Origin of the sequence: Micromonospora sp. B11E3 (genome assembly GCF_039871625.1) — a bacterium.
Classification (GTDB): Bacteria; Actinomycetota; Actinomycetes; order Mycobacteriales; family Micromonosporaceae; genus Micromonospora.
The window spans coordinates 37,740-51,672 of the sequence record NZ_JBDPMC010000020.1; the positions used below are offsets into that span (position 1 = coordinate 37,740).

Below are 13,933 nucleotides of genomic sequence, written 5' to 3' on the forward strand. Positions count from 1 at the left end.
AGTGAGCCGTGGATGCTTTCGGCGGGCAGACGATCAGTCGCCTCGGTCCCGCTCCCATCGGGTCAACGCCGCGTCCAGCACCTCGACCATGACGTCAAGATCGTCGTCGGAGATCACGAGCGGCGGGTGGATATTGAGAACGTCCGGCGCCATGCCCGTCGCCGCGACGATGAGCGCGGCCTTCGGGTGCACCGTCAGGCACAGCTGGCGGACCTCAGGCGCGGTGACGCCGGCCAGTTCGACCCTGGCCGCGGCACCGAACGCGGCGGCGCCGCGCACCGTCTCGGGATGGCGCTCGCGCACCGCGTTGAGCCGGTCGAGCATGCGCTCCTCGAGGCGAGTCATGTCGGCGGTCGGGTCGGCCCAGCCATCCCAGCGGTCCAACACGGCCTGCACCACCGCGAGCGCGTGCGGGATGCCGATATACGTGGAGGAGTGGCTGCCCGGCCGGTACGTCTGCGGGTCCGCCAGCGGTTCACGAGCCCACACCGCGCTCAGCGCCGCCGCACCGTTGGTCAGTGCCTTGCTCGTCACCACGATGTCCGGTTCGACACCGGCACGCTGGAAGCCCCAGCGCGGGCCGGTGCGGTGCATGCCGGTGAAGATCTCGTCCGCGATCACCACGGCGCCGTTGGCCCGCGCGTGCTCGACCGCCGCGCGCAGCAGCCGCGGGTCCGGCTCGACCATGCCGCCGACATTCTGGATGGACTCGAAGACGAGAGCACTCACGCGCCGGCCGTACCCGGCGCCGCCGACTCCTGTCAGCTCCGAACCCCACCGCGTCACCGCGCGGACACATCCGCTGGCACAACCCGCCGCCGCGCCGTCGTGGTGGACGCACCGCCCGCAGTCGGGGCTGGGCAGGCGGACCACCTCAAGACCCCAGGCCGCTAACAGTTCGCGGTAGCGCGGGCTCGAACTGAGCATGCTGGTGACCCCGGACCGACCGTGGAAGGCACCCTCGAACACCAGGACGGTGCCGGGGCCTACGGCGCTGAAGGCGATCCGCAGCGCGGTCTCCATGCCCTGCGCCCCGCCGAGATCCAGCTCCACCCGACCGGAAGCGCCGAGCGCGCCACCGAACAGCCGCTCCAGCCGTTCCAGTACGGACACGCGAAGCTCGGATTCGCAGAACGACGGCAACGCCGGCAGCTGCTCGCAGGCACGCAACGCGTCGCGCAGGATCTGCGCGTCGTAGCCCCACGCCACAGTGCCGTTGGCCGCCTCCGCGTCCAGGTAACGGCGGCCGTCGGCGTCGGTCAGATAGCAGCCGTCCGCCCCGACGAACCGAGGTACCTGGGCCGCGCGGTAGATGAGGTTGCCCGCCCCGACATGCGCGGGAATGTCCCGGCGCGTGGCCGGGATCGTGGAAAGGGTCATCGAGCGCTCAACCATTCGTCCGGCCGCGCCGTGGGGATCACGGCGGCAACGTTCGGCTCATTGCATTCGATCCAGCAGGTGAGCACGGTCAGCAGGTCCCACCGCGCGGCGCCCGGTGGCAGCGGGACGCGCGCCAGGGTGGCCAGCCACTCGCCGATGTGCTCACGGCTGTCAAACCGACGGGCGTGCGCACCCCACTCGTCATCGCGGTGCCGCAGGCGCTCCAGACTGGCCCGTAGGTCGAGATCATGGGCCGGGATCTGCGCCTCCAGGTCGGCCACCAACGTGGCCACCCGCTCGGCGGCCCGCTCCAGTACGGCAGGGTCGGTCTGCGCCCCCTTGGTCAGCGCCTCGGCGCACCAGTCCCATCCGGCATCGAAGGCGAACAGCTGCAACTGCCGCACCAAGTCGGCCGGGTCGTCTGCGGTGTGGATGAAGTTGAACAGCCCGTTGACCCGACCGAACCGCTGGCGCAGATCGGCCCGGTGGGCGCCGGTCGGGTCGGCGGCGCCCTTCTGGGCGGTCAGGCGGACGCTCGCGGGCAGCCAGTCGGGCCGCTGGTGATCGGTGAGCAGCACCAGCAGGCTGTCCCCGGAGCCCAGCAGATGGTCGACCACCGCGATGCGCTGCTCCGAGGCGGCGTTGAACTGGTACCGCCACACCTCGCGGGTCAGCAGTGGATCGAACCGGGCGGTGGTCGCCGCCACCGGCAACCATCCGCGCTCCCGCAGCGTGTCGACGATCAGCTGGCATCGCCGGCCGGCCACCGCGTCGGGCTTGAGCACGACAAAGGCCAGGTCATGCGCCACCGACAGCGCGCCGACCGTCGAGAAGTGCAGCAGTCCCTCGCGCAGGTACGGGTCCACCAGGTACAGCCGGTGCTTCTTGTCGTCCGCGGTGAGCGAACGCAGCACGTCGGACGAAACCGCGCTCGTGCCTGGCGGGCTCAGAGTGTCGAGGTCAGACATGGTCCATCCGCCATCCGCCGAGAGATGTCGCCTGGCCGTCGACGGCCACGACCGGGCTGCCGTCGACGTGCCGGTCGGTCGTCAGGGCCAGCCGGCCGGCCGCGTAGGCCAGGACCGTCCACTCCAGGCAGGGGCGGTCGCTTGCCTCTTTCTGCCGCAGTTCCTGCTCCCACGCGTCCTCCGGCGTCGCCGCGCGCCCGGCGGTGGACACCGGCGGGCCCTGGCAGAGCACGGCACCACCGTCCTGACTCTCGTCAACGAGAAAGCATGAGGTACGCGTGGACGCGTGGCCGAGTCCGATCGCCGTGCGCACCGGATCGCGCCCGATGAGCACCCGGCGGCCGGCGTCGTCGAGCACGCTCAGGTCGCCGGGGTGCTGGTTGATGACGCGGCCGCGGTAGCGGTCGAGAAGGTCACCCTCGATCCACCGGTGGTAGGCGAGCACGATCAGGTCCAGGTCGCCGTGCTGGTCCTCCCATCGGCGCATCCGCTGGCTCAGGCCGTCGTGCCACAGCCGGGCACGGCGACGGTACTCGGCACGCGCGGCCGCGTCCGTAGCCGCCGAGGCGAGGCCGCACTGCTCGTCGAAGTCGCCCGGCCAGGCCTCGATGCCGTGATCATGGGCGACCTGCAGCGCCTTGACCGTGGCGCCGTGCGACGCGACGAGACACACCTCGACCGTGTCCGGCTGGCGCCGGGCAAGGTCGATCAACGTGCTCAGATTGGCCCCCGTGGCCGACACGAGCACACCCACCCGAATAGGCCCACTCGCGCTGAGCCTCGGCAGAACGACGGGGACGGGCGCGCTCACCGGCCGCTCGCGACGAGCTCGCCCCACGCGGCCGTGGCCGTCTCGGTCAACCGCTCGTCCTCTTCGATACAGAGGGCGCGTTGTGCCGTGCCGGCCGCCAGTGTCCACAGCTCAGAGCCGACGATGTCGCGGTCAACGGCGTTGCGCATCTGGCGAGCCAATGGCTGCGAGCCGGCGGCGACCACGCCAAGCTCCTGGTACCACAGGCCATTGTCGGCGTTGGAAAACAGTTCCTGGCCGCCGAGGCGGGCCGAGTCGCACCGATCCGTCATGATCATCGAGTTCTCGATGCCCATGAGACGTACCGCGCGCGCCGCGATCGCGCCGTCGACGTGCTCACCGTCGAAATTGATGCACGCGGCCAGCCGTCCCGCAGCCGCCTCGTTCATGATCGCCGCCGGCACGGGACCCGCGATCTCCGCCATGTCGGACAGTGTCCAGTTGGGAAGGTCGTAGGCGGCGATGGTCGCGTCGCGCGTCTGCCGTGCCTTGCTGGTCCGAAAAGCGTGCCGAATGTTGAGTGGCATGTCGTTGAACAGGTGGTCGGTGATCACGCGCGCGCCGGACCCGTCCCACGACGTCGACCACGCCAACTCCACCATCTCGGTAACCAGCTCGGCGCTGCGCTGCGGGTCCGCGCGGGTGAAGTGGCCCAGCGCCGGACGGACGCCATGCTGCACGAGCGTGGGTACGATCCAGTCGAAGCCGGGATGGCGCGCGAGCACCTCGCCGTAGAAGTCGGAGGCAGGTGTGAACGCGTCGGGCGACATCACCATGTAGACCAGGCCCAGGTTGCCCAGCCGCGCCAGGCGCTCCCATTCGTGTTTGGTCGGGGCCCATACGGTCGCGGCGGGGGTGCCACCGTGGCTGGCCAGCAACGGGCCCTCGAGAGCGATGCCCCCCACGTGCGGTAGTCGGCCCGCCCGGCGCAGTGCCGCGAACCGGTGCATGAACCGTTCGAAGTCGTCGAGCCGGTCGCGGTGCAGGTAGAGCGTGGGGATGCTCACGACCGACTCGGCGACGCACATCTGCTCCAACAGCTCCAGGTCGAGCTGGGCGAACTCGGAGAAGTCCACACCGGCGAAGCCGTGGCAATGCACTTCCACCGGCAGCCCGGCGAATTTGCCGAGCTCCTCACTTGAGATGTTGTCCATTCGTCTCACATCGATTCGGCAGGCGTTGGCGACAGGCACCGCCGGCGGCGTAACGCATGCTGAACCCGCCATTGACTCCACCCGTAAGCCCCTGGACGTTGATCGCTCGCCGTCCACATCGTTGTGGATGGCCGAGCGTCTATCGACGACGCCGGAGCGCAAGGAGCGGCTTCGCGGCTCGTCGATAAGTTGGCATCTATCTTGCGTTGCATCCTAACCACAGCGCGACGCCGGATGTGGCCCCGCGATGACTCGACTTTCGCACTTTCGGTGGTTCGCTGCGGCGTGGCGGGGTGACACGCAGGGCCGTTGTGTGTTCGACAGCAGCGTCTTGAGCTGGGGTTATCTGGGGTGATTGACCTCTGTGGAGGCGTCCCGAGCGGGTGAGATCGCGTAGGCGACTGCACGCTTCCAGACACCTTTGCGGACCTCGCCCGCGATGTCAGCACGCCCGATCCAGGTATTGTCCGCAGTCACCACCCTCACCGACGCGCCCGCTCGCCCGGTGGCCGAGGGTGAACGGCCGGATCTGCGCATGCGCCCTGACCAGGGGCGCAGTGATGCCCGCGAGCGACTGTTGCGGTCGATCGACCGACAACATTGGTTGGATGTGAAAGCTCTTTGATCTTGCTTGTGTCGACCATGGTTGACGATCGCAGCCCCGTCATGAACGATTGTCGGGGTGCCGCCGCTCATGGGCTGTCGAATTTCGGGGGAGATACGCCAGATGAGCCTACCGACCAACGTGGACGCGGTCGTCTTCGACCGCGATGGTCCACTCGTGGAGACGGGGTCCGGCTTGAGTCGGGCCGAATCCGCTCGCTGTCGCGAGCACGGGCACGAGTTCGGCGATGAGCAGAAGCAGCTCCTCATCGCCCGTACGCTGGAGGCCGGCGGCGACGCGATGGCGGAGTACGTCGGCCTTGCCGGCGCTGGGCCGACGCCGGCCGCGCACCTGGCCGACCTCGTTCGGCGGGAGCTCAAGGCGGGCGCGCCGGCGCTGCCTGGGGCTCGGCGCATCGTCGAGTCGCTCATCGACCACGGGGTGCCGGTGGCGGTGGCGAGCAACAGTCCACGGCACTTCGTGGACGCCGCCCTTGGCTCCGCCGGCCTGCTGGACCTGTTCGACGTGATCGTGTCGGCTGAGGATGCGCCTCGCGCCAGGCCCTCTCCGGACCTCTGTCTGGCCGCCTGTCGTCTCCTGGACGCCGCACCCGAGCCCAGTGCCGCCTTTGCGGATTCGCGGACGGGCGTGGCATCCGCTCAGGCTGCCGGCATGGTCGTGGTCGGCGTTCCGTCGGTGCCGGGCACGGTGCTGGACGTGCACGAATCGTTCGCCGCGTTGGCCGGCGAGGCGCTGGTGGCCTGGGCCGCGACGTGTACGACCCGTTTCGCCATGGCTGAGAATATCGCGTGCAGCGACTGTGGCGACTGCCGTTATGACCTCGAAGATATCGTGCAGGATGCGAGAGATTCCACTCTCTCGGCGCACGCATTGTAGCATGTCAATGGGCTGACACGATTTCGATGTCCCTGTCGACGAGGCCACGGACGACATCGTCGAACTGCTCGGGCAGCTCGCCGAGCCCGACCTGGTCCAGGTGGTGGGATGACGTCTCCCTGGCTCACCCGGACCGCACCCGCCTCACCCCGCTACGCACCACGGAACGCTCGCTGGAAGGGACGCGTGAGCTGATGCTGGACGCCTTGAACCGCATGACGATCGACTGGTCCGACCTGCCGAAGGCGCGACAACAGACCAAGGAGGTCTTGCTCGCGCTGGCCGAGGACAAGCAGGCTCTCGGTGAGCTGCTGGCCCGTGCCCGCGAGGAGGAGGACCTGTTCGACAAGTGCGAGCACCACAAGCTGCTTGACAAGCTGGTCATCTACGACGCCCTTGACCGCGGGTTCCGGATCCGGGTCCACGTCTCCACAGATGATCACCGGGACCGGCCGCACGATCACCGGTTCTCCTTCACCTCGCTGATCATGCGTGGCGGGTACCGACACGTGCGCCACCAGTTGGTCGGGCGGGCCGAGGACATCCCGGACGACGTGCAGAACGACTGGGAGGCCCGCGACACCGACGTGCGGGTCGTCCCGCTGTTCGTGACGAACGAGGTCGAGGGCAACTGCTACACGCTGCACCACAACGAGATTCACACGACGTTCACCACGCCGAATACGGTGTCGCTGTTCCTGCGGGGTCCCGCCGAGAAGGAGCGGTCCATCATCACCGAGCGGGAGACCGGCAAGGTCTGGTGGCGGTTCGGTGAGGACAAGGAGAAGGAGTCCCGCCGGGCAAGCAAGCGCATTTCCAAGGAGTACTTCGACGATCTCGCGCAGCGGCTGCGCGCGCTGGAGGTGCTGTGATGACCACCCTGACGAGCACGAGTGCGGAGGCCGACGCCGTCGCGTTCATGGAGTCCCTGCCCGTGGTGCGCTGGGACGACATCGAAGCGGCCGCCGAGGTCACCGAACGCATCGCCCGCCGCATCGGCGAGGACAAGGACCTGTTGCGCCTGCTCGTCGACCGGGTGCTGCGCACGCCGGAGCTGCGCGAGAAGTGTGAGTGTCACGCGCTCGACGACAAGATCGTTATCTGGGATGCGCCGGAGAAGGGGCTGCAGATCCGACTGCGGCTAGCTAACACCGATCAGTACGAGAGCGTGCACAACCACCGGTACAGCTTCACCGCTCTGATCCTCGCGGGCGCCTACAACCACACCCTGTACGCCACGGACCAGCCGTTGGATGAGACGGCCGACGTGACCCGGTTCTGGCCGCACTTCCTGCGCGAGGAGCGGGCTGGCCGGTGCATCACGCTTGACCATGAGCAGTTGCACACGACGATCGCCGAGCCGGAGACCGTCTCGCTTGTCATCCAGAGTACTGCCCAGAAGCAGCGAGCCTTCATGATTCGCCGGGACGACGGGACGGTGTCGTACCGCTACGGTGCCGCGGACGAAACCGCTGAACGCCGGGCCGAGGTGCGCATGAGCGACGAACGGCTCCAGCACTGGATCGCCCGCCTGTACGCGCTTGGCGTCCTTTGAGCATCACGGAGGGCGTGCTTCGCTACGGCGGCTCGCCGTGGCAGCGCGTCGACATGTACCGGGCTGCGGCGCGCGAGGATGGTCCGCGGATCGTCCTCGTGCACGGCGGGTTCTGGCGCCATGACCGAACGGCTCGCGACCTGGAGCCGCTGGCCGTGGCCATGGCTCGGCGGGGCTGTCAAGTGGCGGTCGTCGAGTACCGGCCGGTGTGGGATGGCGGTACGTGGCCGGGTGTGGCCGAGGACGCCACGGCCGCCCTGGACACGCTCGTGCACGACGACAAGGAGTGGGCGAACGGCCGCTTCGTCGCCCACTCGGCGGGAGCGCACGTGCTGTTGTCCGGCCTTGCAGGCCGAGCCGGCGGGCACCGGGTCGTCCTGCTCGCGCCGGTCGTCGACGTGGCGCTCGCCGCAGCCCGCGGGCTGGGCGACGGCGCGGCGGCGGCGCTGACGGTCGCACACGTGCGAAAAGGCGGGGCGGTCGGGGACGCCACTCCGCGGCTGGGCCCGGCCGACGTGTCCATGATGGACGTCGTCGTGGCCGACGAGGACCAGGCGGTGCCCCTCGACGTGGTCACGACGCAGGTGGCGGCGTGGACGGCAGCGGGCCTGCCCGTACAGGTGCGCGATATGGCCGGCACCGGGCACATGCACCTGGTCAATCCGCAGCGACCGGCTGGTGCGGAGATCGTCGCCAGCCTGGCTGCGGTCTAGCTCTGCAGGACGGGAGAACCACGGTGGATTCGCCGCCTTCGCCACAGCTGACCGATACCGTGCGTTTCAACGTCCCGGAGATCGAACGGCTCTTTCCGCACGTCCTGCTCGAAGCTTGGCAGGAGGCGGTGTGAGCACTCATGTCTGCGTCTGTAACCGCGTCACCGAGGACGAGATCGTCAGCTGGATTCAGCGAGGTGTCGTCACGATCGACGGCCTCGGCGAGTACTGCGACGCCGGCACCGGCTGCGGCGACTGTCAGGACATGCTCGAAGAGTTGATCGGGGATTTTCAGACCGACGAGGTGGCCTCGCGACCCGCGCCGGAGGCACGCGGCTGCGCGCTGTCCGACGTGATCCATGGAATCCGGCAAGGGGCCTGGAATGATCGAAAAGCCTGATCGCCGAGCGACGCGGCGCACACCGGCTCGCCTCGTCACCGAGTGGGCAAGGTCCTCGCCTTCATCGATCGCTGTGGTCTGTGGCGGGCGCAGCATGACCTATCAGCAGCTCGACGAAGCGTCGGACGAACTCGCCGCCCGGCTCGCGGCTGCCGGCTCGAGCCCGGAGCGGCTGATCGCGGTCGCGTTGCCGCGCACCGTCGAACTCGTGGTCGCCCTGCTCGCGATCGGCAAGACCGGCGCCGCGTACCTGCCGCTGGATCCGGCGCACCCCAGCGCTCGGAACCGGCGCATCGTGGAGGCCGCCCGGCCGTCGCTGCTGGTGACCGACAGCGCCACCGAAACCACGATCGCGTTCGCCGATCAGGCGCGACGCGTCCTGATCGACGTGCCTGCCGAAGACCAGGATCTGGTACGGCAGTCGACGTGGCCGGAACCGTCCGAGGCGCACGCCTTCTACGTTCTCTACACCTCGGGATCCACCGGAGTCCCCAAGGGGGTGGTCAACACCCTCGGCAATCTGATGAACCTCCTCGACGACTTCGTGGAACGGCTCGCCCTGAGCCCCGGTGACCGGTTCTTGGCCGTCACCACCATCGGCTTCGACATCGCAGGCCTCGAACTGTTCGCCCCTCTGATGAGCGGCGCGCGCCTGGTGCTGGCCACGGGAGAGGAACAGGGCGATCCAATCGCGCTGGCATCGCTTCTGACGCGGGACATCACAGTCGTCCAGGCGACGCCGGCCATGTGGCAGAGCCTGCTCGACACGGCGGAACCGGATCTCACCGGCATCCGGGTTCTCGTCGGTGGCGAATCTCTGCCGCCGCCGCTGGCGCGCCGGCTACGCGCTGCCGCGGCAGAGGTGACAAACGTCTATGGACCGACCGAGGCGACGATCTGGTCGACCACCCGCAGGCTGGACGCCGCGCTCGAACTGGGCCATGGCACGGTGCCGATCGGCACGCCGATCCGGGAGACCGGAATCCGCGTGCTCGACGAGAAGCTCGCCCCGGTCGCCGTCGGCGCCATCGGTGAGCTCTACATCAGCGGTGCCGGCGTCGCCCGTGGCTACCTTGGGCAACCCACTCTGAGCGCCCAGCGTTTCGTAGCTGATCCGAACGGCGCACCGGGCACCCGGATGTACCGGACGGGCGATCTCGTACGGCAGCGTCCGGGTGGGGATCTCGAGTTCGTGGGCCGGGCCGACACGCAGGTCAAAATCCGCGGCTTCCGGGTGGAGTTGGGTGAGGTCGAGGCCGCCGCGACCGTCATCCCGGGCGTCACGCGCGCGGTGGCCATGCTTCGCGAGGATCGGCCCGGCGACCGGCGCATCGTGTTGTACCTGGTCGGCGCGGCCGGAGACCTGCCCGAGCCGGCGGAGACTCGCGCACTTCTCGCGAAGGCGCTGCCCGACTACATGGTGCCGTGGACGATCGTCAACCTCGACCGGCTGCCGTTGACGCCCAACGGCAAGACCGATCGTGCCGCCCTCCCGGCGCCCGCGCTGCCAGTGAGTCCGGGCGGCTCGTATCGCAATGCCACCGAGCGCCGGCTGGCCGCATTGATCGCCGCGGTGCTCGGGCTCGACTCGGTCGGCGCCTCCGACGATTTCCTCGAGCTCGGTGGGGACTCGCTCCTGGCCGCGAAGCTGATTGGGCTGGTACGCCGGGAGATGGGCGCCGTGTTGTCCATGCGGCAGATCTTCACTCGGAGCACAGTGCGGGAACTCGCCGACGTGCTTGTCGGCGGTGAGGGAGCGGCGGCGGCGCCGGCTGGGATACCGGTCCTTCAGCCACGTCCGCAGCGCATCCCGCTGTCGTTCGCCCAGCAACGGCTCTGGTTCCTCAGCCGGATGGAAGCAGGCAGCGGTTCCTACATTCTTCCGCTGACGCTGTGGGTTCGGGGTCCGCTGGATACAGCAGCCGCGGTGGCCGCGTGGGGCGACGTGAGGGCCCGGCATGAGACCCTGCGCACCCTTTTTCCCGAAACCGACGACGGAACACCCGTGCAACGCGTGCTCACACCCGAGGAGTGCACCGCAGAACCGCAGGTGCTGCGATGCGCCACCCGTGAGGAAATGACCGCCCGTCGCGATGAGCTGCTCCACCATGGATTTGACCTGTCCAGCGAGCCGCCGGTCCGGGCTTATGTGCTGTCGACACCTGCGGACGAGCATGCCGTGCTCTTCGTCTTCCACCATGTGGCTTGCGACGGCTGGTCGATTGCGCCGTTCGTTTCCGACTACCTCGCGGCCTACGGCGCGCGGCGGGCCGGTCATGCGCCCGCGCTGCGGCCCCTGCCCCTTCAGTACGCGGATTTCGCCGTCTGGCAACGCGACCAACTCGGTGGCGCCACCGACCCGTCCAGCGTAGCTGCTCGTGACCTCGGCTACTGGCGAGCGGCGTTGAACGGGCTCCCTGATCAACTCGTGCTCCCGTACGACAGGCAACGTGCCGCGCGATCGTCGCACCGCAGCGGCACCGTCGACCTGAGTGTGGATGCCGGCTTGCACGAGCAGCTGACGCGTCTGGCGCGCGACGGCGGGGCGACGCTGTTCATGGTGTTCCAGGCGGCGCTGGCCGTGGTCTTGTCGCGGTTGGGCGCGGGACCGGACATCCCGATCGGAAGCCCTGTGGCGGGCCGCAGCGACCCCGTTCTCGACCCGATGGTGGGTCTTTTCGTCAATACGCTCGTCCTGCGTACCGACACGTCGGGCGATCCGTCCTTCGCCGAGCTTCTGGCTCGGATCCGCGACGCCGACCTTGCGGCATTCGACCACGACCAGTTGCCGTTCGAAGTGCTGGTGGAGGCGTTGAACCCGGTCCGAACTCCGTCCAGGCATCCGTTGTTCCAGGTGCTTCTGGCCGCGCAGGATCGCCGCCGTCCCACGCTCACCGTGGAGGACTTGACCGTCGAGGTGGACGAGTCGGGTGCGAAGGCCGCCACCTTCGATCTTTCGGTGAGCTTCACCCCGGCGACCGGGGAGGATGGCGCTCCGGGCGGCGTCGATCTCTCGATCGACTACGCCGTGGACCTCTTCGATCATTCTACGGTCACTCGGCTCGGCGGATACCTGCTGCGGATCCTCCAGTCCGCGGTGGGCGATCCGGACGTCCCTGTGCATGCCCTTCCCATGCTGTCCGCCGCTGAGCGCCGGCAGGTCTTGGAGGGCTGGAACTCCACGCGGCGAACGGTGGACGGCATGTTGCTGCCCGAAATGCTGCAACGCCAGGCGGCCCGCTCACCCGGTGCTGTCGCCGTGCGTTTCGAGGAGAGCTCGCTGAACTACGCGGAGCTCGACGAGCGCTCGAACCGCCTCGCCCGGCTGATCATCGGCCACGGCATCGGTCCCGAGGCGGTCGTGGCCGTGGCGGTTCCTCGGTCGATCGAGCAGGTCATCGCGGTGCTCGCCGTCGTCAAAGCCGGTGCGGCGTATCTGCCTGTCGATACCGGTTACCCGGCGGATCGCATCTCCTACATGCTGGGTGACGCCGCGCCGGCCTGCGTGCTGACTGCCGGCGGCGCTCCGATCGACGACCTCGGCTCACTCACGATCGATGTCCGCAGCCCGCAGATCCGCGCCCAGCTCGATGCACTCTCCGGCGCGGACATCGCCGGCGGCGAGCGGGTGAGCCCGCTTCGGCCGTCGCATCCGGTTTACGTCATCTACACCTCGGGGTCGACCGGCCGGCCCAAGGGGGTCGTGATGCACCACGCGGCCCTGGTCAATCTGCTGGCGTGGCAGACGGGCTTTGTGCCCGGCGGCGTGGGGACGGTGGTCGCCCAGTTCGCCTCGCTGAGCTTCGACGTCGCGGCTCAGGAGATCTTCTCTGCGCTGACCAGCGGTAAGACGCTCGCTGTACCGCCGGACCACATCCGTAGGGATCCCGACGAACTGACCCGCTGGCTCGACCGTTGTGCCGTTGACGAGCTGTACGCGCCGATGTCGGTGGTGGAGAGCGTCGCAGCCGCTGCCCAGCGGCTGGGAACGCGGCTGGACGCTCTGCGTCACCTGGCTCAGGCCGGCGAAGCGCTGGACCTCTCGTCATCGGTCCGTGCCCTGTACGAGGGTCGACCCGATCGCTACCTCTACAACTACTACGGTCCCACCGAGACCCACGCCGTCACCGGGTGCGCCGTCCAAGCCGGGACCATCAGCACCGGTCGCACCGCGCCGATCGGCCCGCCCATCCTGAACGTGCGGACCTATGTGCTGGATCACCGGTTGCAGCCGGTTCCGGTCGGCGTGCCGGGTGAGCTCTACCTCGCCGGAGCGCAGGTCGCGCGCGGATATCTCCGCCGTCCTGGGCTGACGGCACAGCGGTTCGTCGCGGATCCCTACGGAGCGCCCGGCACCCGCATGTACCGCACGGGTGATCTGGTCCGCTGGCGTCCGGACGGCAGCCTGGACTTCCTCGGCCGTACCGACTTCCAGGTCAAGATCCGGGGCTTCCGGGTAGAGCTCGGCGAGATCGAAAGCGTTCTCATGGCCATGCCCGGGATCGCCCAGGCCGTCGTGCTCGCCCGTGCGGACCGGGCCGTCGGCCAGCGTCTCGTGGCCTACGTGGTCGGCGAGGCGGGCCGGGCTCCCGACCTAGCGGAGATCCGGTCGCAGGCCGGCAGCAGACTGCCGCAGTACATGGTGCCGTCGGTGGTGGTGCCACTAACCGAGCTGCCGCTGACCCCGAACGGCAAGCTCAATCGTGGTGCGCTGCCCGTTCCTGACTACTCGGAGGCGCTCCGAGGGGGACGACCGGCGCGCACCGCGGAAGAGGCGACGCTGTGCCGGCTCTTCGCCGAGGCGCTCGGCGTCGAGACGGTGGGCGTCGACGACGACTTCTTCAGCCTCGGCGGCCATTCGCTGCTGGCGACGCGATTGGTGAACCGGATCCGCGCGGAGTTGCGCTGCGAGCTCGACATCCGCGATCTGTTCGACGGCCCGACCGTGGCCGCGATCTCCCGCTGCCTGCGCGGCAGGCCAGCCGCCCGCCCGGCACTGCGGCGGATGCGTCCCGTCGATTCGGGCGCACCGGACCGACTTCTGCCGACGAACGAATCCCAGGCTCGGGAGGAAGGATGACCATCAATCCGTTTGATGACGAGAGCGGCCGCTTCTACGTGCTGGCCAACGACGAGAAGCAGCATTCCTTGTGGCCGGTGTTCGCTGACGTGCCGAACGGCTGGCACGTTGTGTTCGGTGAATGTGACAGGGCTGCCGCCCTGGCCTATGTCGAACAGCATTGGCCGGATATCCGTCCCCGGAGCCTGCGAGAGGCCATGGCATCCGAAGGTGCTCGCCATGTGTAAAAAGCGGCGGGAGTCAGTCTAATATGGACGGTGCGCTCGCCGGTGGCGGTTGTGGCTCGGGTCGGCTTCCGGAGTCGAATCCCGTGTTGTTGCCTGCGTTTTCGAGGACGGGTTGCGGCGGCGCGGGAAACGCTCGGCCGGAAA

Annotated in this window: 11 protein-coding genes; 7 read left to right on the top strand and 4 right to left on the bottom strand. The window is 68.7% G+C overall.

Annotation, left to right across the window (positions count from 1 at the left end; all coding sequences use genetic code 11):
• Positions 1-33: 33 nt before the first annotated feature.
• The 4 genes from ABGB16_RS13355 to ABGB16_RS13370 are packed head-to-tail and all read right to left on the bottom strand — an operon-like array spanning position 34 to position 4,313.
• Complete coding sequence (locus tag ABGB16_RS13355) at positions 34-1,380, bottom strand: aminotransferase class III-fold pyridoxal phosphate-dependent enzyme (RefSeq protein ID WP_347668335.1); 1,347 nt, start codon at positions 1,378-1,380, stop codon at positions 34-36.
• Complete coding sequence (locus tag ABGB16_RS13360) at positions 1,377-2,348, bottom strand: hypothetical protein (protein WP_347668336.1); 972 nt, start codon at positions 2,346-2,348, stop codon at positions 1,377-1,379. The genes ABGB16_RS13355 and ABGB16_RS13360 overlap by 4 nt, the downstream gene beginning before the upstream one ends.
• The gene (locus ABGB16_RS13365) at positions 2,341-3,159 is read right to left on the bottom strand and encodes a formyltransferase family protein (protein WP_347668337.1); all 819 of its coding nucleotides are present in this window, start codon (positions 3,157-3,159) and stop codon (positions 2,341-2,343) included. Before ABGB16_RS13365 ends, ABGB16_RS13360 begins: the two co-directional genes overlap by 8 nt.
• Positions 3,156-4,313 carry a hypothetical protein gene (locus ABGB16_RS13370; protein ID WP_347668338.1) on the bottom strand — a complete coding sequence of 386 codons (1,158 nt, stop codon included), beginning with the start codon at positions 4,311-4,313 and terminating at the stop codon, positions 3,156-3,158. The genes ABGB16_RS13365 and ABGB16_RS13370 overlap by 4 nt, the downstream gene beginning before the upstream one ends.
• Positions 4,314-5,040: 727 nt before the next feature.
• On the opposite strand from ABGB16_RS13370, the gene ABGB16_RS13375 reads away from it, so the two are divergent.
• The 7 genes from ABGB16_RS13375 (at position 5,041) to ABGB16_RS13405 (ending at position 13,789) form a co-directional block, all read left to right on the top strand.
• The gene (locus ABGB16_RS13375) at positions 5,041-5,814 is read left to right on the top strand and encodes an HAD family phosphatase (RefSeq protein WP_347668339.1); all 774 of its coding nucleotides are present in this window, start codon (positions 5,041-5,043) and stop codon (positions 5,812-5,814) included.
• Between the two features lie 26 nt (positions 5,815-5,840).
• Positions 5,841-6,686, top strand: a complete 846-nt coding sequence (locus ABGB16_RS13380; protein ID WP_347668340.1) for a hypothetical protein — start codon at positions 5,841-5,843, stop codon at positions 6,684-6,686.
• Complete coding sequence (locus ABGB16_RS13385) at positions 6,686-7,369, top strand: hypothetical protein (RefSeq protein ID WP_347668341.1); 684 nt, start codon at positions 6,686-6,688, stop codon at positions 7,367-7,369. The genes ABGB16_RS13380 and ABGB16_RS13385 overlap by 1 nt, the downstream gene beginning before the upstream one ends.
• Positions 7,366-8,082, top strand: a complete 717-nt coding sequence (locus ABGB16_RS13390) for an alpha/beta hydrolase (RefSeq protein WP_347668342.1) — start codon at positions 7,366-7,368, stop codon at positions 8,080-8,082. Before ABGB16_RS13385 ends, ABGB16_RS13390 begins: the two co-directional genes overlap by 4 nt.
• Before the next feature lie 130 nt (positions 8,083-8,212).
• The gene (locus tag ABGB16_RS13395; RefSeq protein WP_347668343.1) at positions 8,213-8,482 is read left to right on the top strand and encodes a (2Fe-2S)-binding protein; all 270 of its coding nucleotides are present in this window, start codon (positions 8,213-8,215) and stop codon (positions 8,480-8,482) included.
• Positions 8,466-13,562, top strand: coding sequence for an amino acid adenylation domain-containing protein (locus ABGB16_RS13400; RefSeq protein WP_347668344.1), 5,097 nt, complete (start codon positions 8,466-8,468; stop codon positions 13,560-13,562). The genes ABGB16_RS13395 and ABGB16_RS13400 overlap by 17 nt, the downstream gene beginning before the upstream one ends.
• Entirely contained in the window at positions 13,559-13,789 is a 231-nt protein-coding gene (locus tag ABGB16_RS13405) for an MbtH family protein (protein ID WP_347668345.1), read from the top strand. The genes ABGB16_RS13400 and ABGB16_RS13405 overlap by 4 nt, the downstream gene beginning before the upstream one ends.
• The last annotated feature ends 144 nt before the right edge of the window (positions 13,790-13,933 follow it).

What these genes read in the sequence shown, in the direction of transcription:
- ABGB16_RS13355 (WP_347668335.1), bottom strand. Translation starts at nt 1,380, where the DNA reads ATGACCCTTTCCACGATCCCGGCCACGCGCCGGGACATTCCCGCGCAT.
- ABGB16_RS13360 (WP_347668336.1), bottom strand. Translation starts at nt 2,348, where the DNA reads ATGTCTGACCTCGACACTCTGAGCCCGCCAGGCACGAGCGCGGTTTCG.
- ABGB16_RS13370 (WP_347668338.1), bottom strand. Translation starts at nt 4,313, where the DNA reads ATGGACAACATCTCAAGTGAGGAGCTCGGCAAATTCGCCGGGCTGCCG.
- ABGB16_RS13375 (WP_347668339.1), top strand. Translation starts at nt 5,041, where the DNA reads ATGAGCCTACCGACCAACGTGGACGCGGTCGTCTTCGACCGCGATGGT.
- ABGB16_RS13380 (WP_347668340.1), top strand. Translation starts at nt 5,841, where the DNA reads ATGTCCCTGTCGACGAGGCCACGGACGACATCGTCGAACTGCTCGGGC.
- ABGB16_RS13385 (WP_347668341.1), top strand. Translation starts at nt 6,686, where the DNA reads ATGACCACCCTGACGAGCACGAGTGCGGAGGCCGACGCCGTCGCGTTC.
- ABGB16_RS13400 (WP_347668344.1), top strand. Translation starts at nt 8,466, where the DNA reads ATGATCGAAAAGCCTGATCGCCGAGCGACGCGGCGCACACCGGCTCGC.
- ABGB16_RS13405 (WP_347668345.1), top strand. Translation starts at nt 13,559, where the DNA reads ATGACCATCAATCCGTTTGATGACGAGAGCGGCCGCTTCTACGTGCTG.